This window comes from Rhodococcus sp. 5A-K4 (genome assembly GCF_046097995.1).
GTDB classification, from domain to species: Bacteria; Actinomycetota; Actinomycetes; order Mycobacteriales; family Mycobacteriaceae; genus Rhodococcus_F; species Rhodococcus_F erythropolis.
In genome coordinates this window covers 26873-48757 of record NZ_JBJURM010000033.1, presented here as the reverse complement: position 1 = coordinate 48757, position 21885 = coordinate 26873, and the positions used below count along the sequence as shown (strand labels likewise).

General features: G+C 59.8%; 18 protein-coding genes. 4 read left to right on the top strand and 14 right to left on the bottom strand.

What is annotated here, in order from left to right; genetic code table 11:
• Positions 1-121: 121 nt before the first annotated feature.
• Complete coding sequence (gene ctaD / locus ACKAMS_RS29125; RefSeq protein WP_020906509.1) at positions 122-1864, bottom strand: cytochrome c oxidase subunit I; 1743 nt, start codon at positions 1862-1864, stop codon at positions 122-124.
• 198 nt (positions 1865-2062) lie between these two features.
• Between ctaD and ACKAMS_RS29120 the strand changes: the two genes are divergently transcribed.
• Entirely contained in the window at positions 2063-2464 is a 402-nt protein-coding gene (locus ACKAMS_RS29120; RefSeq protein WP_408989941.1) for a VOC family protein, read from the top strand.
• Here ACKAMS_RS29120 and ACKAMS_RS29115 read toward each other — a convergent pair.
• The 3 genes from ACKAMS_RS29115 to ACKAMS_RS29105 all read right to left on the bottom strand — a co-directional run bounded on the left by ACKAMS_RS29115 (position 2447) and on the right by ACKAMS_RS29105 (position 5447).
• Positions 2447-4147 (bottom strand): GAF domain-containing protein, encoded by a 1701-nt coding sequence (locus tag ACKAMS_RS29115; RefSeq protein WP_408989940.1) that lies wholly within the window; start codon positions 4145-4147, stop codon positions 2447-2449. The two genes, ACKAMS_RS29120 and ACKAMS_RS29115, sit on opposite strands and share 18 nt — an antisense overlap.
• Positions 4137-4868: a response regulator transcription factor gene (locus ACKAMS_RS29110; protein ID WP_046379799.1), complete on the bottom strand. Its 732-nt coding sequence runs from the start codon at positions 4866-4868 to the stop codon at positions 4137-4139. The genes ACKAMS_RS29115 and ACKAMS_RS29110 overlap by 11 nt, the downstream gene beginning before the upstream one ends.
• Positions 4869-5102: 234 nt before the next feature.
• The gene (locus ACKAMS_RS29105) at positions 5103-5447 is read right to left on the bottom strand and encodes a nitroreductase/quinone reductase family protein (RefSeq protein WP_019747516.1); all 345 of its coding nucleotides are present in this window, start codon (positions 5445-5447) and stop codon (positions 5103-5105) included.
• On the opposite strand from ACKAMS_RS29105, the gene ACKAMS_RS29100 reads away from it, so the two are divergent.
• Both ACKAMS_RS29100 and ACKAMS_RS29095 read left to right on the top strand, forming a co-directional pair.
• Entirely contained in the window at positions 5344-5907 is a 564-nt protein-coding gene (locus ACKAMS_RS29100) for an RGCVC family protein (protein WP_408989939.1), read from the top strand. The two genes, ACKAMS_RS29105 and ACKAMS_RS29100, sit on opposite strands and share 104 nt — an antisense overlap.
• Before the next feature lie 122 nt (positions 5908-6029).
• On the top strand, positions 6030-7643 hold the full coding sequence (locus tag ACKAMS_RS29095; RefSeq protein ID WP_029254654.1) for an amidohydrolase: 1614 nt from the start codon (positions 6030-6032) through the stop codon (positions 7641-7643).
• Between the two features lie 23 nt (positions 7644-7666).
• On the opposite strand, the gene ACKAMS_RS29090 is transcribed toward ACKAMS_RS29095, so the two are convergent.
• On the bottom strand, positions 7667-8287 hold the full coding sequence (locus ACKAMS_RS29090) for a TetR/AcrR family transcriptional regulator (RefSeq protein WP_029254655.1): 621 nt from the start codon (positions 8285-8287) through the stop codon (positions 7667-7669).
• A gap of 156 nt (positions 8288-8443) precedes the next feature.
• On the opposite strand from ACKAMS_RS29090, the gene ACKAMS_RS29085 reads away from it, so the two are divergent.
• A complete protein-coding gene (locus ACKAMS_RS29085; RefSeq protein WP_317830852.1) occupies positions 8444-9895 on the top strand; it encodes an APC family permease in 1452 nt (483 codons plus the stop codon).
• A 30-nt stretch (positions 9896-9925) separates the two neighbouring features.
• On the opposite strand, the gene ACKAMS_RS29080 is transcribed toward ACKAMS_RS29085, so the two are convergent.
• From ACKAMS_RS29080 to ACKAMS_RS29040, 9 genes are all read right to left on the bottom strand, one after another.
• Positions 9926-10903 carry an ABC transporter substrate-binding protein gene (locus ACKAMS_RS29080; RefSeq protein ID WP_020968685.1) on the bottom strand — a complete coding sequence of 326 codons (978 nt, stop codon included), beginning with the start codon at positions 10901-10903 and terminating at the stop codon, positions 9926-9928.
• A 59-nt stretch (positions 10904-10962) separates the two neighbouring features.
• A complete protein-coding gene (locus ACKAMS_RS29075) occupies positions 10963-12573 on the bottom strand; it encodes an ABC transporter substrate-binding protein (protein WP_158630208.1) in 1611 nt (536 codons plus the stop codon).
• Positions 12574-12587: 14 nt separating this feature from the next.
• Positions 12588-13892, bottom strand: coding sequence for an NtaA/DmoA family FMN-dependent monooxygenase (locus ACKAMS_RS29070; protein WP_046378075.1), 1305 nt, complete (start codon positions 13890-13892; stop codon positions 12588-12590).
• Positions 13889-14719, bottom strand: a complete 831-nt coding sequence (locus ACKAMS_RS29065) for a sulfurtransferase (protein WP_408989938.1) — start codon at positions 14717-14719, stop codon at positions 13889-13891. Before ACKAMS_RS29065 ends, ACKAMS_RS29070 begins: the two co-directional genes overlap by 4 nt.
• Before the next feature lie 61 nt (positions 14720-14780).
• The gene (locus ACKAMS_RS29060) at positions 14781-16748 is read right to left on the bottom strand and encodes an acetyl/propionyl/methylcrotonyl-CoA carboxylase subunit alpha (protein WP_408989937.1); all 1968 of its coding nucleotides are present in this window, start codon (positions 16746-16748) and stop codon (positions 14781-14783) included.
• A gap of 4 nt (positions 16749-16752) precedes the next feature.
• On the bottom strand, positions 16753-18354 hold the full coding sequence (locus tag ACKAMS_RS29055) for a carboxyl transferase domain-containing protein (RefSeq protein WP_408989936.1): 1602 nt from the start codon (positions 18352-18354) through the stop codon (positions 16753-16755).
• Entirely contained in the window at positions 18341-19540 is a 1200-nt protein-coding gene (locus ACKAMS_RS29050) for an MFS transporter (protein ID WP_046378077.1), read from the bottom strand. The genes ACKAMS_RS29055 and ACKAMS_RS29050 overlap by 14 nt, the downstream gene beginning before the upstream one ends.
• Complete coding sequence (locus ACKAMS_RS29045) at positions 19537-20763, bottom strand: aminotransferase class I/II-fold pyridoxal phosphate-dependent enzyme (RefSeq protein ID WP_020968692.1); 1227 nt, start codon at positions 20761-20763, stop codon at positions 19537-19539. The genes ACKAMS_RS29050 and ACKAMS_RS29045 overlap by 4 nt, the downstream gene beginning before the upstream one ends.
• Before the next feature lie 501 nt (positions 20764-21264).
• Complete coding sequence (locus ACKAMS_RS29040) at positions 21265-21867, bottom strand: hypothetical protein (RefSeq protein WP_080945630.1); 603 nt, start codon at positions 21865-21867, stop codon at positions 21265-21267.
• Between the last annotated feature and the right edge of the window lie 18 nt (positions 21868-21885).

Below are 21885 nucleotides of genomic sequence, written 5' to 3'. Positions count from 1 at the left end.
TGGCAACCACACGAGCGTCGTGACTGCGAACATGAGGAAGAGCAACGGCATCAGGAGATGGCCGGGTTTCGCTCGGCGTTCAACCTGCTGACTTTCTGCCCAAGCTCGATACTTCGTGCCGTCATTCATGTCGTTTCACCTCTGTGCTTACCGTGGAAACCGGCTTGTGACCAAGCAGTCCGACGTGCGCCTCGTCGCGCATCCTCTCGACCATGTGGGGGTAGTGCAGTTCGAATGCAGGCCGCTCACTGCGGATTCGGGGGAGTTCGGTGAAGTTGTGTCGTGGTGGAGGGCAGGACGTCGCCCATTCGAGTGAGTTTCCGAATCCCCAGGGATCGTCGACCGTCACGATCCTGCCGTACCGATAGCTCTTGAAAACGTTCCAGATGAACGGAATCGTCGAGGCTCCGAGCACAAACGCGCCGACGGTCGAGATCGTGTTGAGAAGAGTGAAATTGTCAGACGGCAGGTAATCCGCGTACCGCCGAGGCATACCCTGAGCGCCGAGCCAATGCTGGACGAGAAATGTCGCGTGAAAGCCGATCAGAGTCAACCAGAAATGGATCTTGGCGAGCTTCTCGTCCAACATCCGGCCGGTCATTTTCGGGAACCAGAAATAGATTCCGGCGTATGTCGCGAACGCGATTGTTCCGAAGAGGACGTAGTGGAAATGCGCGACAACAAAGTACGAGTCGGTGACATGAAAGTCCAGGGGCGGGCTTGCGAGAATTACGCCGGAGAGTCCGCCGAACAGGAATGTGACCAGGAAGCCGACGGAGAACAGCATCGGCGATTCGAAAGTCAACTGCCCCTTCCACATCGTGCCGATCCAGTTGAAGAACTTGACTCCGGTGGGAACTGCGATCAAGAAGGTCATGAACGAGAAGTAGGGGAGGAGAACGGCGCCGGTTGCGTACATGTGGTGCGCCCACACAGCGATCGACAGAGCTGCAATTCCCAGTGTTGCGTAGACCAATCCGGTGTATCCGAAGATCGGCTTGCGGCTGAAGACAGGGAAGATCTCGGAGACTATGCCAAAGAACGGAAGCGCCAGAATGTAGACCTCGGGATGGCCGAAGAACCAGAACAGGTGCTGCCACAACATGACTCCACCTGTCGCGGGGTCGAACAAATGCGCTCCCAGGTGCCGGTCCACCCACAGCCCGATCAAGGCAGCAGCGAGCAGCGGAAAAACGAGGAGGATCAGCATGCTGGCGACCAGCGCATTCCACGTGAAGATCGGCATGCGGAACATCGTCATCCCGGGGGCCCGTAGGCAGACGATCGTCGAAACGATGTTGACTGCGCCGAGGATGGTGCCGACGCCGCCGAGAGTAAGCCCGATGATCCACAGGTCGGCACCCATACCGGGGGAGTGGAGTTCGCTGGTGAGTGGCACGTAAGCGGTCCAGCCGAAATCTGCTGCACCACCGGGTGTTACGAACCCGGCGGAGGCGATCAGGCCGCCGAAGAGATACAACCAGTAGCTGAACGCATTGAGCCGCGGGAAACACACGTCCGGCGAGCCGATCTGCAGCGGCATGAGGTAGTTGGCGAATCCGAAGAAGACCGGGGTCGCGTACAGCAAGAGCATGATCGTGCCGTGCATGGTGAACAACTGGTTGTACTGCTCGTTTGACAGGAATTGCATTCCCGGGACAGTCAATTCCATGCGCATGAGCAGCGCCATCAGTCCGCCGATCAGGAAGAAGGCAAACGATGTCACGATGTACATCAGCCCGATCATCTTGTGATCGGTGGTCCTCAGGATCTCGACCAGTTTCGAACCCTTCGGAGCGGTCCGGGGAGTTGCGCCGACGTGGATATCGACCTCGTCGACCGGCCGGGGCGCGAGATCAACCACGACGGCCGCCTGTGCGCATCGACGTGACGAAATACCGAGAATTCTTGGGACTGTGGAACATAAACGCAATGATCGCGGCGGCCACGACCTCGGACGAGGGGAAAAGGTCCCGAGGATCGGACAGGGCGGCATGGCGTAGATCACGTGGTCCGGTACGGTCGAAAGACAATTGTCCTTGCGGATGGAAAGCGAGTTGTCATGGCATGTCGTATCAGTGAATTGGTGCTCGGTTGCCGGGATCCTGAGGTTCTGGGGCGGTTCTGGTGCGAGGTCCTGGACTTCGTCGTGCTCGATCGAATGCACGACGGTTCTCTGGAGATCGGCCCGCGCGAAGGGTTCGGCGGTCCGCAGCCGACGATCATCCTCAGTCGCAGAGACGAACCGGAGAAGGGTAAGCCCCGCCTGCATATCGACGTCAACGCCACCGACCGCGATCAGGAAGCCGAACTGGAACGCCTATTGGGTCTTGGTGCGCGGCCGGCCGACATCGGCCAGACGGGGCAGGAACAATGGCATGTCCTGGCCGATCCAGAAGGTAACGAGTTCTGCCTGCTCAAGGCCCAACTGGATCCGCTCTGGCGCTCAACGGTGCTGGATTGACAACGGACTTCGCCTGGGGCTCAGCGGAACTCGCCACACTAATTCGGTGACGCCGTTCTCGCTGGTGATGTTGCTCGAGCCGCCGCACTGACGAGCGCGGGTCGCCAGGTTGTCGAGACCGTGGATTCTGGTTGCCTGGTCGATTCCCACACCGTCGTCGACGATGCTGATGACAAGATCTTCCGTTGCCCGGATGGTGACGTCGATGGCGTTGGCATGGGCGTGCCGCAGAGCATTGCTCAACCCTTCTCGCACAACGGCTTCGGCGTGCGGGGCGAGTCGAGCCGGGACGGAACTGTCGATGGTCCCCTCGAAAGTGACGCTGGGAGTGATCGACGAGTGACCGGACAGACCGTTGACGGCGTCGAGTAATCGGCGTCGCAGGCTTGTGGGAGTCGACATCTCACTCGTGTGGAGGTCGAAGACTGCGGTGCGGATTTCGCGGACCGTTCGATCGAGTTGATCAACGGAGTTGTCCAACACCGTGCGAATGGTTTCCTCGTCGCCGGGACGTTGCAATGCCCCCTGCAAACTCAATCCGGTGGCGAACAACTGCTGAATGACGTGGTCGTGAAGATCACGCGCGATTCGGTCTCGATCTTCGAGGACGTCGACCAGTCGCTCTTTTCGTTGCTGTTCGGCGAATTCGACAGTGACAGCGGCGATGTCGGCCATTGCCGTCAGCTGCTCGATCTCATCGACGCCCCACGGACGATCGCTGCGGCGTGACGCGAAGAGGACGCCGCCGCCGAACGAGGTTCCCGACAATGGGAGTGCGACGACGGATTCCTCGCTGGAAACATGCAGTGCCGGAACAGCACTGGCGCTGGGGGCGGAAATCGTTCGCCGGCTGCGGGCAGCTTCGTCGATCACGGTTCCGGAAAGATCGAGAACTGTGCCGTCCGAGACGGTCATCCCGCGAGTCCGGGATTCTGCGACGTGAACACCCGGCCCTTCGCCGAGGTCGTAGCGAACTATGCACACCAGATTGCCGTCGGTGAGACGGCGCGTCGTGCGAACCAGTTCGGCCAGTGTCTCGTCGCGAGATCCTCCACTGAGCAGGCGTGCGTTTACGGCGGCGACGGCCTTGAGCCACGCTTCCCGCGTTTGGGATTCCTCGAACAGACGCGCATTGTCGATGGCGATGCTCGCAGCGTTTGCCAGAATCTGGAGTACGGCCTCGTCACGGTCGTCGAATGCAGTCCGTTCCGAGCTGTCCGCGAGGTAGATGCTGCCGAACACCTCGCCCCTGACGAAGATCGGAACACCGAGAAACGTGTCCATCGGTGGGTGATTGGTTGGAAACCCCGCCGAGGACGGGTGTGAGGCGATTCGGTCGGTTCGAACCGGACAAGGTTCTTGAACGACCAGGCCCAGCAGTCCGTGACCTTCGGGAAGATGCCCGATCTTGGCAACCTGCCCCTGATTCAAACCGGAATGGATGAAGCGCGACAAGCGGCCGTCGGGAGACTTCACGCCGAGCGCACCGTAGTCCGCTTCGAGCACATGTCTTGCGACGTCGACTATCTGTTGCAGCGTTTCGTCGAGTTGGAGGGTGGACCCGACTGTCAATACGGCACTGAGCAGCTTGGGAATTGCAGTCGGGTTGAGGGCAGTCTGCTCTGCGTTTCCGGCGATGTCGCCGAAAAGGCTGAGCATGAGCGCGTCGCGGCTACCTGGCATGGTGTGTGCCTGTAGTGGCGGAGAATGGTGAACCGGACGGCGTCAGTAGGTGTGTGGTCGCCTGTCCCGATGGATCCGGGTAAGCAGTGCCCGCACGAAGCTTGGTCGCCAGAACTGCAGCCTGCGTTCGACGTTCGAGACCCAGTTTTTCGAGGATGCGTGAGACGTAGTTCTTGACTGTTTTCTCCGAGAGTTCCGCGTGCGTGCTGATCTCTCGATTGCTCAGCCCCTTGCCGATCAACTCGAAGATCAACAGTTCCTGATCGGTCAACAGTGCTGCCGCAGTGCCCGACTCCTGCTCGGATCGGATGCGCCGGACCAAACCGACCACCGCCTGAGTGTTCAACAGCGATTTGCCGGTGGCGACCGTATGGATCGCGGATACCAGGTCGTGGCCGCGGATGTTCTTGAGGACGAATCCGCGTGCGCCGGCGATCAGGGCGTCGAGTAGGGCGTCGTCGTCGGAGTACGACGTGAGCATCAACGTGGCCGCTTCCGGACAGGTCGACGCCAGTTCCCGGCACAGTTCCACACCGTTGCCGTCGGGAAGTCTGACGTCCATGACGACCACGTCGGGTCGGCATTCGGGTATTCCGTCCGAAGCTTCGCGAACACACGACGCCTCGCCCACAACGTTGAGTCCCGATACCTGATTCAACAGGTCTGCCAATCCACGACGGACGATCTCGTGGTCGTCGACCAGATAGATGCCGATCGTCACGGTGGTCACCTCTTCCAGCTCGCGCCTGCCATCGATGTTACCGGACGGTAATGTACTGGCAAGGACGGGTTGTTCGTCAAACGGTCGACAAAAAACCCGCGTCGAACGGTGCGAGACCGAGTGTCGATTGCACAGAGTCAAAGGTCCCGATCGCGACGAGATATGGATCACCGAGGTTCGGCTAGGCGATCAGTGTGAAGTGAATGTGATTGCGCCGGTGCCGTTTCGATCGTTTCAGTCCGTAGGCGCGAGTTCGACCGAAACGTAAACTCCCTTGCCTTTTCGATGTGCGAGGGCTTCGCCAGGACGATCGATACCGTCCAGTTGGAGAACGATGGGGCCTTGTTCCGGATAGAAATTGCGCCACCAGCTTTTCTTGTCCGGCATGGCAACTCCGATCGTCACATGGTCGCCTTTTCTTTTGTAGGACACGGGCGCGCTGAAGGTACGTCCCGATTTGCGGCCGACGTAGGTGATGACGGTCATTGAACGGCCGAGTAATTTGCCCACGATCGGAGCGCCGATCAGTGGTTGGACCACTACGTTGACGGCGGCGGATACACGTTGGAAAGTGTTCACAAGAAGCCCTTTCGCTTCGGATGCTGCACGGATTCGAACGCTGCACGGAAATGGTGCGTGCTGTAGTTCTATCCTGCTCGACGGTGATTGTCGCGTGGCAGAAATTGGTACAAACCGGTGCGCCGAAGCGAGTAGCGTGGGGGTACGTCGAGGGTCATTCGTATATGCGCGGTCAAGCCATGTCGTCCTCGACGCCAACCCGGTCTGTGGTCGAACGGCCGAGAACTGGAGCGCCTGTATGGCGTCGAACCCGTCCGATGTGTCGAATGCACCAGGGCAAGCCGAGTCGACAGACGCGGATCAGAAAACGCCGTCCATTTGCCCTGCGTGTCAGCACAGTATGGAATCCCACGATCCGCTCGGCGTTCGGTTCTGCGCAGTGACAGCCGGCCGCGGTCTCGATCGAAAGTGCATCTGCGCTGCCGATCGTGAGGAGATGCAGCACTATTCGCGATACTGAGCTTTCGGGCTGAACAGCGCCGGAGATCCTTCAATTCGCAACGACTGAACCGCTATTGACGGCGGTACAAACGCGGTCTAGATTAATCGAATCAAATTCGATTAATTGCGGAGGTGCTGGAAGTGGAGGCCGAACTTCTGTTCGTCGGAGGCACGATTCGTACGGGGGATTCGGCCCGCGGTGTCAGTGACGCATTGGCCGTTGCAGGCGGCAGAGTTGTTGCTTTGGGGGATGCGGCCAGGGCGTTGGAGTCGGCCCGTACGGAAGTTGTCGACTTGGCAGGGGGAGCGCTTCTACCGTCGTTCGGCGACGGCCATGTTCACCCGTTGATGGCTGGCCTGGAAATGCGCGGCGCCAAGATTCGTGATTGCGACAGCATCGACGAGGTGGTGCGGGAAGTGCGTCGCTGGGCGGACGCGAATCCGGACGCCGAGTGCATCTTCGGAGAGGGCGTCTCTCCCACTCTGGCGCCGGGCGGACTGTTCGACGCCCACTGGCTCGACGATGTAGTGCGGGACAGGCCGGTCGTCTTGCGCACGATGGACTATCACACCGCGTGGGTCAACAGCGCCGCGCTTCGGAGCGCCGGTCTGACGCGCGATACCCCGGATCCGGTCGGCGGGGAAATTGTGCGAACAGCTGACGGCGAGTTGCTGGGGACGCTGCGTGAATGGGGAGCGATCAACCCGGTACTGGCTCTTCTTCCCGAAGTGACACTTCACGACGGAGTCGATTCGCTTGCTGCGGCATCGAAAATGCTTGCGGCAGCGGGTATCACTTGGGTTCAGGATGCATGGACCGAGTTGGACGATGTCGAGATCTGGTTGGCCACCGCTGAAAGCGGGCGCCTGTCGACGCGAGTGAATCTTGCCTTCCGAGCAACACCTGAGAGCTGGAAAGCCGACCTACCGGCGTTTGTCGAGGCTCGGCAGAAAGTTGCAGAACGGGGCGGTGACACAGTCAGAGCCGAAACGGTGAAATTCTTCGCCGACGGTGTCATCGAGGCGGGCACGGCAGCGCTCCTTGCGCCGTACTCGGACTGCCCGCATTCGCACGGAATCAGTAACTGGACGACGGATGAACTCGGTCGGGTTGCAGCTGAAGTGGACCGGTTGGGCTTTCAGATCCATATCCATGCCATCGGTGATGCAGGTGTACGCATGGCGCTCGACGCGATCGAATACGTCGATCGCTGTAATGGCCCGCGTGATCGGCGCGCCACGATCGCGCATCTGCAATTGGTTGACGGCGACGACCTCGACCGGTTCGAATCATTGGGCGTGATTGCCAATTTCCAGCCGCTCTGGGCTCAGCTCGATCCTCTGATGACGGAACTGACCATTCCGCGTATCGGCGTCGACCGCGGTGAGCTGCAATATCGCATCGGAAGTCTCGCCGAGCGAGGCGCGCGAGTGGCATTCGGCAGCGATTGGCCCATCACGGCCCACGAACCGATCAAGGGAATTGCCACCGCAATTCACCGCCAGACGTCTGCAGGAGTTCCGAGCGAAGGATGGCTGCCTCGTGAACGCGTCGGCCTCGACTGGGCCCTCGCGACATATTCGGCCGGTATCGCCTATCAAGGGTTCGAAGAGAACTCGTGGGGTCGCCTCCTTCCGGGCATGCGAGCCGACATGATCCAGCTGCCCGTCGATCCCCGCCACCTTGCTTCGTCCAAGGAGCTCAGTGACCTGGTCGTGTCCCGAACCTGGTTGGCGGGTAAGCGCGTTCATTGACCTCCCGGCCGGATTCGCGACGGCTACTCGTGCACCTCATGCAAGAGGCGTCGAAAACCTGAAAGCAATGCCGTCCAGCCGAGTTCGAAGGCTTGCTCGGCCCTGGCCGGTCCCCTCGGTGCCGCGGCAAGTGCCCGAGTCAGGGCGTCGTCGGGTGTTGTCGCGTCCGCTTCGATCATGACCTCCGGTGCGGCCGCATCCAGTGCCGCTCCGAGCAGAAAATTCTCCGATGCAGTGATGACGGCCAAGATGTGGTCGTCCGGGAATCCCGCCTCGCACAGACCCGCAGCGGGAGCGCGGTACACCGACAGTGACGTGGGGTCGCGCACCGTCTCCGTGGCGAGGAGGCGGATGGAAGTGGGGTGGCGACTGAACGCGGCTCGATACGACCTCGCCCACTCGGAGAACGCTTCGTCCCATGGCAAGCGCTCAAACGACGACCCGTCGATTTCACGTACGACGCGATCACGAACCAGGTCTACGACCGCGGCGCGGCCCTTGGCGTGGTGATAGATCGACGAGACTTGAACATTCAGGTGTTTCGCCAGGTCAGGCATCGTGAAGTCGCCGTCGCGGTCGACTAGTTCCAGTGCAGCCTTTGCGATCCGTTCGCGGTCCAGGCGTGCGATACGAGGTCTACCCACGGTCCCACCTCTCTAATCGAAGTTGATTCGATTATGCCCTTGTGGCGCCGGTCACAAGGATCTATCATAATCGAAACTGATTCGATTAATCCGGTCGGTGATTCCCGTTCGTGTTTTCTCCTCGTCATGCCCCTTCCTTCACTGGAGAAGTGCCTCATGAAGAAATCTGAAACCTCGCCCACCGTGCAGCTGCAAGGAGGCGTCCTGGGCACTGCCGGGATCGTCTTCTTCGTCGTGGCCGCCGCGGCTCCATTGCTGGTGATGGCAGGGGTCGCGCCGCTGGCCTTGAACATTGCAGGCATCGGGGCTCCGGGCGGATACATCTTGGCGGGGCTCGCGTTGGGAGTGTTCGCAATCGGTTTCACTGCGATGAGCAAGTACATCCACAATGCAGGCGCCTTCTACGCCTACATTTCAGTTGGACTCGGGCCTCGCTGGGGGCTCGCCGCAGCAGTACTCGCGTTGGTGTCCTACAACGCTCTCGAGATCGGAATCTTCGGGGCTCTAGGATATTTCGCCCAAACCACTATGGCGGACCTGGTCGGGGTAGATCTGCCGTGGGGATTGTGGTCGCTGTTGGGTGTTGGATTGGTGTGGTTCCTCGGATCTCGATCGGTACACCTCGGGGCGCGATTTTTGATCCTTTTGCTGACCGCGGAGACAGGGATTCTGGTTCTGCTCGCAGGAGCGGTCCTCTTTCAAGGCGGAGCCGTCGGAATCGATGTCGAATCCTTTGCTCCTTCCAATGTTTTCAGTCCAGGCCTCGGCGGGGTGTTGACTCTGGCCTTCGCTGCGTTCATCGGATTCGAAGCCACCGCCCTGTATCGGGAGGAAGCTAAAGATCCCGCTCGGACGGTTCCGCGGGCAACGTACATTGCCGTCGCGTTCCTCGGACTCTTCTACGCATTCATGGTGTGGATCATCATTCAGGCGTACGGCCCGGATCAGGCTCTCGCGCTTGCTGCTTCCGATCCCGCCGGCATGTACTTCAACGCGATCGAGCAGTACGTCGGCGGTTGGGCGAGCACCTTGATGGAACTGTTGATCATCACGAGCATTTTCGCCAGTCTGCTCGCGTTCCACAACGCGATCACCCGCTACGTCTTTGCGCTCTCGCGTGAACGCGTGCTGCCCCGAGCGTTGGGCAAACTACATCCGGTCTACAAGTCGCCCTACGTTGCCAGCGCAGTCCAGAGTTTCCTCGCGATGGTGGTGATCGTCGTGTTCGTGATCATCGGCGCAGACCCGTACCTCGAACTCCTGCTGTGGGTGAACTCGCCAGGCATTGTCGGCATCGTCGTGCTTCAGGTCATGGCGGCCGCGGCTGTCATCGCATTCTTCTGGAAAGATCGCCGTGGGCATTCGGTGTGGAGAGTCTTGATCGCGCCCGCATCCGCTCTCCTGATGTTGGTCTACGCAACGTATTTGATCGTTGATCAGATGGAGCTGATCACTGCCGCCGGCACGGCAGTGAACGTGGTGCTCGTTGCCGTCACACCGGTCAGCTTGGCTGTCGGCTGGCTACTCGGCTCCCGACTCGAACGACGTGACCCGGCGCAGTTCGCACGGCTGGGAACTACCGACGTCGATGCCGGTCCTTCGGCCTGACTCGGCTTTTACTCCACCAGTGGTGTTCTCCTATTTGTTCGTCTTCGGGAGGCCAGGGGGATTGACCAGCGACTTGTCGACTGCCTCGTTGGTGATCTTCCACCGCTCGAGAACTTGCTCGTATGTGCCGTTTTCGATGAGATGATCTATCGCTTCGCTGATCGGTTGTACCAAGCCGTTGTCTTTCTTGACCAGTACACCGATCTGGCCCAACGCGGCCTCACCGGCCCCGGAGAACTGACCGATCACTTCGTTCTCGCCAGTCTGTGCAGCGTGAAACTGCGATGACGGGTTGGGGCCGAAGTAAGCATCGATTCGACCGGAAGACAGCGGCAGGTAGTAGTCAGTGGTCTTCTGGTACACGGTGATTTCAGCGGGAGCACGCCCGGCCGCGACGTTGTCCTCGTTCCACTTCACAAGCAATGCCTCCTGATTGGTGGCAGCGCCGACTCCGATCTTCAGTCCGGCGATGTCTTCCGGCTTCTCGAGTGAGAGATTCTTGTCCTTTCTGACTTCGAATGCGAGAGTATCGAGGCGGTACGTCGCGAAGTCGTACTTCTCTTTACGCTCTTCGGTGACCGTCACGTTGGAGATGAACGCATCTGCATCTCCCGAATCGATCCGCACTGAATTCTGGGCCCAATCCGCGACCTGAAGGTCGATTTTCAACCCGAGCACCTCTGCGATCAAATACGCGAAGTCGGTCTCGGAACCGATGACCGTCTTGTCGTCGTCGGCATAGAAGCGCAACGGCGGCGCGGTTCCAGCGTTGCCGGTGATTCGGATCGTGCCTCGGTCGCGGAACTCCTGAGGGACCTTCGCTGCGATCGAATCAACCTTGTCGGTACTGATGCGGTTCTGCTCGGCCGACAAGTTGATACCGGATGTTGTTGCACCGGAATGTTGCTCGGTCGATTCTTCATCTGGGCTTCCGCAAGCGGTGCCAAGGAGGGCAACTGTGGCCAGGGCAGAGATCAGAAGTGTCGCGGTGCGAGGACGGGTGAACATCGGGTTCCTTCCGAGAAAAGGGTTTGTCGAAGCAGGTTGTCGAGTTGAGGAAGTGTGAACTAGCTCTTCCACGCATCCACGAAGTCCACCGAGTAGAGATCGGCTTGGATGCGCAGGTCGTGAACCGCGGGAGTCGTCGCGTAGATCAACGAAGAGGCGTGCAACGGGATCGCCAGTGCCTGATCGGCAATCAGCTCCTGAATCTCCTTCAACACTTCGTTTCTCGCATCGATGTCAACGGTCTGAGATTGTTTGACCAGCAACGCATTCAGCTCGGGAGTCGAGGCGATGCCTTTGGTCGAGCCGAGAGTGGGACTGAACACCAGCAGTACGTCACCGTCGGCGCGCAAGCTCTGGAAGTAGATCGATTCCCACGTGCCGTCGGTTCTCGCGGCGTTGTCCTCGGCAGTCGAGCGAGGTTGCAAGTTCACCGTGACTCCGATGTCGCGCAGCTGAGATTGGATCAGTTCGAACTGCGATTGTGGGAGGTGGTTGCGGTAGGCCAATTCCACGGTCAGTTTCTCACCATCCTTGGTTCGGAATCCGTCACCGCCGACTGTCCATCCACTGGCGTCCAGCAGTGACTTCGCACCCGACGGATCATAGGTGTACTCGGACGAGAGATCGGTGTAGCCGGGCGCTTTCACAGACAGGATGCTGCGTGCTTTCTCGTCACTCGGTGTGTAGGTGGTGTCGATGATCTGTTGGGTATCGATGCCCTTCACCAAAGCACGCCGCACGTTCAGGTCCGCAAGTACCGGCGCGAACGTGGGGTTGAGCAAGAGCGAGTCGTTGATGCCGGCAGCAATGGACGGGATGACAGTGAGTCCGGCGCTTTGTGCGCGGTCGACGTCTGTGCTCGGAATGTCGATCGCGGCGTCCAGTTGTCCTGACGTCAAACCGCCGATTCGCACCGAGGATTCGGGGATCACCAAAAAGGTGATCGAATCCAGATATGCCTCTCCCTTGTTCTTGTTGAGTGAGGATCCCCAGTGGTACCCGTCCCGGCGGGCGAGTACGACCTTCGCGTTGGTCTCCAGTTCTTTCTGTACGAACGGACCAGAAGCGATAACGCCCTGGGCGCAGCGTTCTTCGGGCGTCTTCTTCAAGGATTCCGGTGCGATGATGGCGAGCGTGTCGGAGCGGGCGGCTTGAAGGAATCCTGCCGATGGTTCCGAGAAATCGAGTGCGACAGTCGAGGGGTCGAGTACCTCGGCCCCGATGAAGGTCGCGAGATGAGATTTTGCAGTGGTTGCGAAGCCGCTGTCTCCCAGTCTTTTCTGGCTCTCGAAGTTATCTGCCACGACCTGTGCATCCAGACGTTCGCCGTTGCTGAAGGTAACTCCGTCCTGGAGAGTGAAGACGAATCGTCGACCGTCGTTCTGGACCTCCCAGGACGTCGCCAACCAAGGCACGATCTCCCCGGTGTCGAGATTCTGGTCGACGAGTTTGTCGTAGAGGGGATGGAACGCCGTGGCGGTTTGACCGTTCAGGGTCTTGTCGATGCACGGTGGAAACGTATTGATGGCAAAGGTCAGATCGCCCCCGGACGCGGGCTCGGAGTCCGCGCTGGCAGTTGGTGTTGCAGTGCTGCAACCAGCCGCAACTGCAAGCGTCGACGCCAGGATGGCGACTCGGATCGGTGTGGATGAAAGCCGCGACGTCGTCATGGACTGAGTTCCGTTCATCGTGTGGAAGTGCGAGTGGAATCGAAGATGTTGGACCGCAAGGTCGTTCCGGTGTATTCGCGCCGGAACACGCCCCGATCTTGCAGAAGTGGCACAACGGAACTGGCGAAGTCGTCGAGCCCCCTGGGGAAGTGGGTAGCCGTCAGGATGAAACCGTCAGCTGCTCCCGATTCGAAGAGATGGGTCAACTCGTCCGCTATCTCTTGCGGCGAGCCGACAATCTCGGGAGTGAGATCGTTACGCGCGAACAACTGTGCGGCTTCGGCGATAGTGAGATCCTGGGCGTCGATCAGCCGCGCCAGACGACGCGACGGACCTTTTCCCTGATCGACGACGTCGTTGATCGGAGTTGTCGGATCGAACTGCGACAGATCGAGTCCGGCGGAGTGGGAGACCCACTCGATTGCTGCATCCGGATGGATCAGGGATCGCAGATACTCCTGCCGTTCCTTCGCGATGCTCGTCGTCTCGCCGACTATCGGTTGCACGGCGGCGACGAGGCGCACCGAATCAGGGTCGCGTCCAGCCTCTTCCGCGTAGCCGCGAATTGCCTGGCGCTTCGCTCGAAGATCTTCCTCCAACGGGTCGATCGCAAAGACCAGATCTGCCCACCGCCCACCGAACTCGCGCCCTCGCGCCGATTCACCTGCCTGGATGAAGACCGGGCGGCCCTGAGGTGATTGTGGCAAGGTGAGTGGACCCTGCACCGACAAGTATTTGCCCTTGTAGTCGGCCGCGTGAATCTTGCTTGTGTCTGCGTAGATTCCGCTGTCGCGATCGGCCAACACGGCGTCGCCGTCCCACGATGACCAGAGTGCGGTGGTCGCTTCGAGAACCTCGTCGCCGCGCTCGTACAGTTCTTCTCTCGGAAGCCGATCGACTTCGGGAAAGTTGTCGTTTGCCGGACCGGGCGCCGTCATCACGATGTTCCAGGCCGCGCGCCCACCGCTGAGTATGTCGAGGCTGCCCAGAGTTCGCGCCAGGTTGTACGGGCTGTTGAAGCTTGCCGAAAGGGTTACGCCGAGACCGATACGATTTGTTACGCCGGCCACCACTGCAGCCAACTGCGTCGGATCATGTTGAAAGCCGGTCAGCAGACCGTATTTGGTGTGGCCGTCGACGTAGTGCACACGCTCAGGTATCAGTACCAGGTCGAATTTCGCTCGTTCCGCGGCTTGCGCGTATCGCTCGTAGAGCGCTCTGTCCTCGAAGGCATTCTCCGAGTACGAATGTCGCCACATTCCGGCACTGTGCATACTCGGAAACACCATGTAGGCGCCGAGGATCATCTGTCGTGTCATCGCTGGTCCGGATTCCTTGGTGTGTGATGGATGTCAGTGGAGACGGGTCGTTCGGGGTCGGCGCTCCACCCCGACCACGACGCGACGTAGACCGCGGATCTGATGCCGACCGCTGCAAGCGCCAGTGCGTTGTGCGACGCGGCAACTCCGCCGACGCAATAGGACACGACGGTGCCACCACGCTCTATTCCGAACTGGTGGAAGTATTCTCGTAACTCGCGGTCGGGAAGTAGGAAGCCGTTGTCGTCGAGTAGGTCAGTTGCCGGCGCTGAGATAGATCCGGGGATGTGGCCGGCGCGGAAACTGCTCGATCCTCGGGCGTCGAGCAATCTGCCGGCCGATGCCGCGCGCAGGGCGCCTTCTGCGTCGGCGAGTGTCGTGCTAGCGGTGGAAGGTGGTACGGGCATCGAATCGTTTGTCGATATGGGTTTTCGGGATGAAGCCCATGCGGACGATCCGCCGTCCAAGTACCGCACTGAACGTCCCGCCCAGCGAAGCGTGAACCACGCGCGGGCCGCAAGCAGGGGGCAGTCCGAACTGTAGACCACGATGTGAGCATCGGCGGGTACTTTCAGATCGTTCAGTGTTCTTCCGAATGCGTCGAGATCTGGCAGCGGTCGATTCCCTTCAGTCCCGCCGCCACTGCTTTGAAAGTTGTTGATCGACAATGTGATGGACTGCGGCGCAGTAATGATTCCGGCTCCGCCCTCGCTGTTGTCTCGTACCACGTTGACGACGACGAGCGTCCGATCGGAACGAATGAGTTCGCGGAGTTCGGTTGCGGAAACAATGACTGCGCGACGCTCGATTCCCCCTGCTTCTGACATGAAAGATATTGTGTAACAATTGCTTCAGTCAAGAAAGAGATAAGATCGTGGCAATCTTTACTCATGGCGCCACGGCTGCCAGCACTTGTCCGGCATCGATGACATCTCCCACCGTTACTGTCACCGCCGAGACGATTCCGGGTGAGGAAGCACGAAGGGCAGTCTCCATCTTCATTGCTTCTACGACCGCGACGACATCACCTTCCGACACCCGCGTTCCAGTCTGCAGCACTGCCAGCACGGTTCCCGGCATCTTCGATGTGATCTCTCCGTCACTGAGATCGGAATCCTTTGCTGTATAGACTTTCTCGATTACCTTCACGGTCCAGCCACCAACGCACACCCATGTACCGGTGCCGACTCCGAGGCGTCCAGCGGTGGTTGTCAAACCATCGGCGACCAGGCTGAGTGTCACTTCGTCGGTTCCGCCCCTGACGACCACCGAAATGTTCCGGCCGTCGGCGGCGACAATCCAGTGGTTGCTTCGTTGTGAGATGACCGTGGTCGGCACGACGCGGCCGTCGGCAATGAGTTCGCGTCCGATCGGGTCGGATCCCACCTTGCGCAATGTCTCTCGATGTAGTCCGTGGGGGCCGGTCCATGACGACCCGGTGACCGGCGATTGTTCCTCGACGGAAGTCCACACCATCGCAACAGCAGCGGCGGTGGCCTGGAGCTCTGCAGAATCCGGGATCAACCGAGTGAGGTGCTCGTCGACGAAGGAAGTGTGAATGTCATCCGCGCGCACAGCCGGTGTCGCCAAGAGAAGTCGGAGGAAACCGATATTCGAGGTTCCACCGAAGTAACTGGAGTCGGCCAAAGCTCGGTCCAATGATTCCAGTGCGGTTGACCGAGTCGGACCGCTTGCTATGACCTTTGCGATCATCGGATCGTAGAACGGCGCAATGCTGCCGGCACCCTCGAAAGCACTGTCGATGCGAACCGTCGACGGCCAGGTTACGTCCACGGAATGTGAAGGTGCGGGCCGAAATCCGTTCGACGGATCCTCGGCGTAGATTCTGGCTTGCACCGCGAAACCCCGCAGCGCGATATCGCGCTGCTGTAACGGCAAACGGGCGCCGAGGGCGATGTCGAGTTGCAGTTCGACGAGATCGACGCCGGTCACTTCCTCGGTGACCGTGTGTTCGACTTGCAGGCGCGTGTTGACTTCGAGGAAGTAGTAGCGGTTTTCGGCGTCAACCAGAAATTCGACGGTTGCCGCATTCACGTAGCCGACGCCTCCGAGTAGTCGCAGAGCGTCGTGCTGCATGGCTCCCAGGACCGATTCGGGGACAGAACTTGCCGGTGCCTGCTCGATGATCTTCTGGTTCCGACGCTGTAGGGAGCATTCACGGGTGAAGAAGTGAACTCCTGTACCGAAGGAATCGAAGAGGACCTGAACTTCGATGTGACGCGGACGCTCCACCAGCGTTTCGATCATCAGGTCGCCGCGGCCGAAGTTCCTTTCGTTCAAACCGATTGCAGAGGTGATGACCTCTCGTGCGTCATCACCCGGATGTAGTCGAACCATCCCCTTGCCGCCGCCCCCGAACACCGGTTTCAGCAGCACCGGCACGTCGAGAGATCGAACGTGACCGAGGACGGTATCGGGATCGGCGCTTGCCTCGCCCCACGCGGTGAGAGTCGGGATGCCGGCGTCAGCGGCGGCCTTCTTCGCTCTTGCCTTGTCTCCGAGTAGAGCGATGGATTCAGCGGCAGGACCGACGAATGTCAGACCTGCAGCGACGACGGCTTCAGCGAAATCGGAGTCTTCGGAGAGAAATCCGTAACCCGGGTGCACGGCGTCGCAATCCGCGGCCAGCGCGGCCGCAATGATTTGATCCGAATTGGTGTAGGACTCCGAGGGGATGTCTCCGTCCAGAAGCACGGTGTGATCGGCGAGGCGATGCCACTGTGCGTGTGAATCGACGGGGGAGGAGATCGTCACTACCGACATGCCGAGACGACGGGCCGTGCGCGCGATGCGCGTGACGATTTCGCCCCGATTGGCGATGAGAAGTCGAGTCATGTTCTCACATCCTGAAGACGCCGAAGCGCGTAGTTCCGTGATTGCGGGGAAGCATGGACAGCGCGAGTGAAACCCAGGATCGCGTGTCGACCGGGTCGACGATCGCGTCCACCCATAGCCTGGATGCGACGTACACCGACTCGCCCTGCCGGTCGTAACCTTCGCGTATCGGCCGTTTGATTTCCTCGATTTCCTCTTCCGTGAGCGGAGTTCCGCGTGTGCGCGCAGATTCGATCTTCATCAATGCCATCACCGACGCTGCTTGCTCGGAACCGACCACGGTGGTCTTCGCGTTCGGCCACACGGCCATGAAGTCAGGACCTATCGAGCGTCCGCACATCGCGAGGTTTCCCGCCCCGTAGCTTCCGCCGATGACGATGCTGAGCTTGGGAACCCTGGCGCAAGCAACGGCATTGACCAGTTTCGCTCCGTGTTTGGCGATACCTTCCGCTTCGTACTGCTTCCCGACCATGAATCCGTTGACGTTGTGCAGGAACAACAATGGGATGTCTCGTTGTGAGCACAGTTCGACGAAGTTCGCGGCCTTGAGGGAGTCCTCCGAAAAGAGCACACCGTCGTTCATGATGACCCCGACGGTGTACCCCTCGATGTGGCCGGTCCCGCAGACGATGGTTCGGCCGTAATTCGCTCGGTACTCGACTAATTCGCTGGCATCGAGCAGGTGGGCCAGAACGTCGCGCGCGACGATCGGGGTTTTCGAGGAAGCCGGGATCACCGTGTCGAGCGATTCGGGGGAGTGAAGAGGTGGTCGCGGAGATCGTGACGGCGCCCGTACCTCCCGTCGATCACCGCGGGCGACGATGTCGGCGATCATGCTCAGAGCCTCGATGTCGTCGTTGGCGATGTGATCGACGACGCCGCTGATCACCCCGTGCACGTCGGCGCCGCCGAGCTCTTGCGGTTCGACGTCGACACCGGTTGCAGCCTTGACCAACTGAGGGCCGCCCAGATAGACGGTGCCGGTACCGCGGACGATGACGGTCTCGTCGCACATCGCTGGGATGTATGCACCTCCAGCCGTGCAGGAACCCATGACCGCTGCGATCTGAACGATGCCGTCCGCCGACATTTCGGCGATGTTCTTGAACATCTCGCCGAAATGGTGCTCGTCGGGGAAGATCTCGTCCTGCATCGGAAGGAAAACACCTCCGGAATCGACGAGATAGACACACGGCAGCCTCAGCCGACGAGCGACGAATTGCAATCGCAGTTGCTTTTTGACGGTCAGCGGGTAGTAGGTGCCGCCCTTGACGGTGGCGTCGTTCGCGAAGATGGCGCAGAGTGAGCCGCGGATGAGCCCTACGCCCGTGACCAGACCAGCCGACGGGAGTTGCTCGTCGTACACCTCGAATCCTGCCAGTTGTCCGATCTCGAAGAACGGGGACTGCACGTCGAGAAGAGCATCGATGCGTTCGCGAGCGGGCAATTTGCCGCGAGCCCGGTGCTTGGCGACCGACCGCTCGGGTGCCCCGTGAACGGACAAGTGTTGCGCGTCCGCAACTCGCTCGCGAATTTGCTTGTATGCCAGTAAGTTCTGCTCGCGGGTACCGGGGTCGAGTTGTGCGGTGCGTTCAATGACGGGCATGGGACGTACCTACTGTCGGTTCGGAGGAAGCTGTGCGGAGGGAGAATACGAGCGCAGTCGCTGCTGCAGTGATCAGTGCGACGATTGCCGACCACACGCGTTCATCGGATGCGAGAGGTCCGACTACAGAGGCGATGCCGGCAATCCCCTGCTGTACGAGTCCGCAGTACGCGACGGCGATGGCTCCGCCTTCAGCAAAATGCGTCACTGCTGATGCTGCCGAGTTCGGGAAGAGAAGTGATTGCCCAAATGTCAGTGCGATGTATCCGAGCAGGAAGACCGCGAGCAACGGCGTGGAACCGAGTGAGGGATACCAGCAGAGCATGAGGACGAGACCGGCAAGCAGCATGCACAGCGCACCTCGGCGCATCAACTTCTCTGAACCGACGGTTGTGGCCCTTCGATTGACGTAAAGCGCGCCGCTGAAGTAGGCGGTTCCGTAGAGGATTCCGAAGGCTCCGAATGCCCACGGTTGCAGGTCGAATCGATCGCTGAACAGGAAGGGGCTCGATTGCTGCACCAGCACTATCGCGCCGAAACCCAGGCCCCCCGCAATGGCTGGTTTGTAGAACTGGGGTGTCAGGACTATGGCATTCCACCGAACAACGCGTTCGTTGTTGTCGCGGACTGTGGTGTTCTCGGTCCTCAGTGCCACCGCAGCGAGTGCTGCTCCGAGTACTCCGAGCACGCCGAAGCCGGTTCGCCACGAGGTGAACGACGCGAGAGCGCCGCCGATCAGTTGACCACCGCCCAGAGCCACCACAAATGCCATCGACAACAGCGACAATCGACTAGCCAACTCCGAACCAGTGAACTTGTCCTTCACCATCATTCGCACGATGATGGCCGCACCCCCTGCTCCGATGCCTTGAACGATCCGGCCGATCAGTAGTACGGCGACGCTCTGGACCAAAGCCAATGCAACGCAGGCGATCACGAACAATACCAAGCTGGACAACAGTGCCGTCCTGCGTCCGAGTCGATCTGCCAACCGCCCCCACACGACCACCGGAAGTGCGGCACTGATCACGAAGAGTGTCACAGACCACTTCACCACGGAATCTTCGATGCCCAGATCCGTCGCGATCTTCGGCAGTGAAGGGAGGTAGATGGTCGTGGCCATTTGTGCTGTCAACACGACGGCACAAGCCAGAGGTGTCACTGCGACAGTGCGGTCGTCGCTCATTCCGTGACTCTTCGTAGGACGTCGGCGAAGCGCTCGATCGTTGCATGTGGAAGGTCCGCCCGAAGCATCAGTCTCAGCCCGGCTTTGCCCCGGCCGATGACAGGGAAGAAGACCGCCGATGTGTAGAAACCGCTAGCCAGCAGTTTCTGTGCTGCGGTGATGGTTTGTTCTTCCTCGTGGAGCGTGACGAAGCGGATCGGGAGTCCATCGCCCGATGCCGGCGTGTCGACGAGCGAATCGAACAGTTCGACAACCGTGCGGAGTTGCCGCTGCCGCTTGTCGACCTCTCCGCTGCGGTGGAGCTCCACGGACGCCGCAATAGCACCCAGCCCGGCTACGTTCACACGCTGCGACCACGTCAACGGGCCGCCGTAGCGAAGTGCGAGATCACGATTTCGACTGCCCCCGTTCCGACCGAGGGCGATCGCGCCGCCGGAAGCACCGAATCCCTTGTTCAGTGATGTCAGCAAGAATGTTCGATCATTGAGGCTGCCGATGAGATCCAGGACCGCGCCACGCCCGTTGTGTCCGATGACCGAGGTGCTGTGCGCCTCGTCGAGAACGAGAATCAGTCCGTATTTGGCCTGTAATGCAAACAGTTCGTTCAGCGGCGCCTTCCCGCCTGTGCTGTAGACGGTGTCCGCCACGTATGCCACCTGAGAATTTGTTCGGCAAAGACTTTCGAGTTCATCGACGTCGTCGTGCCGAATGGTCACGATCGTCGTTTCGTCGGCGACGCTCGCCTTCATGGCATTGAGGCAGAAGTGTGCGTTCTTGTCGAACACCATGAGGGGAGGTTCACCGCCGGTGAGCAACCCGGACGCAACGAGGGGGAGCAAACTCCACGCAGCGTTTGCGGCGGATCCGAGGGTGAGCACATGTGCGTCAAGCAGTTCGCTCAACGCGGCCTCTGTGTCGTCGAGAAGGCTGGAGTGGACTCTCATCCGCGAGATGGAACTGTTCAACGTTCGTTCGCGCTCGAGAGCGGCGATCGCACCCGAACGAATTCGGTCGTCGGTGTCGAGCCCCAGATACGAGTACGTGGAGAAGTTCTCGAATTCGTATCCTTGGATCGTCCGGTGTTCGAAACCTGCGACGCGATCGGCGGTGATATCGGCCAGACCCTCACTGACTGCGCGATCCCAGAATGGGTTGCTCAAATCAGCAGCACGCCTGAGGTTGGAGTACAGATTCCTATCTTTCAAGCTCTCGGCAACCGTCATTTCGCGGCTGGTCCCTTCACTGGATTCGATAGCGGAATTACTGCGTTGATGCACTGAGATGCATCATCGTCAGTTGACATCGCTCATTGAGAACGAAAGACAATTCGATGTCAAGCATTACGGATTCGAGACGCCGAGAAAAAGGAAGAAACCCCATGGTTTGGAACTAGTTGAATCTGTAACTTAAGGCGTTGTTGCACTTCAGTGACGGTGATGATTTATCACGATTTCCCGTGATAAATCGGATAATGTCGTGAGTCACAGGCTTGTGTGCGCATCCACGTGATGTCCGAAGAATATTATGATCCGCATGCGTCAAAGGGTTGGCAGGGAAGCGATAAGGCTTCTGTCTGATATTTTTCGAGGATCTCGTGGAGGTTCGGCAATCAGGCAATTAGGCGATCGTGTATCTGGAATCGATTTTCTTCTTAATGAATTTCAAGACGTGTTAGGTCCGCTTATCGAATTCTTTACTCGTTGGATGGATGATCCGGCAATGATTCATTCTCGTCGCGACCACTTGCCGCGCAGAAGCATCAGTGCGGTAAGGGTGAGGCCCCATCCGATCGTGGACAGTGCGACGCCCACGCCTGCCTGTCCGGTGGCATCAGTACTGGCGTCGATACTGAATGCTGTGGTGAATCCCGCAGCCGTGCCGGCAGCTGCAGTCAGGCCGCCTGCCTTCATCCATTGCGACCGATGTGCGGAAACGAAACACGCGAGGATCACCGTTAATCCGCAGGCAAACACCTGCCAGGGAGGAAACTGCGTCGGGGCAGGCAGGCCGGGGCCGCGGAATCCGCCTTTGTAGTCGGCTGACCAGCTGAGCCAGCCCACACAAGACAGAAAGCCCAGCGCAAAGGCCAACAGGCCGGTGCGCCACAGTCCGAGTGGGCCCGATCCCGTGCGCCCGGCGTCGAGGGCGGTCGTGGAGTGCTCCACGCCAGTTCGTTCCGAACGCCAGATTGTCCAGATGATGCTTGCGCCGATAGTTGTGGGTACGCCGACGAAGATGAATGCAATCCAGAGAAACTGCGGCCAGGAAAACTCGAGATCGACAGTCATGATCGGAGTATGCGCGAACTTCGAATCCTGTGCGCCCATCTACCGATCTGGCGAGTT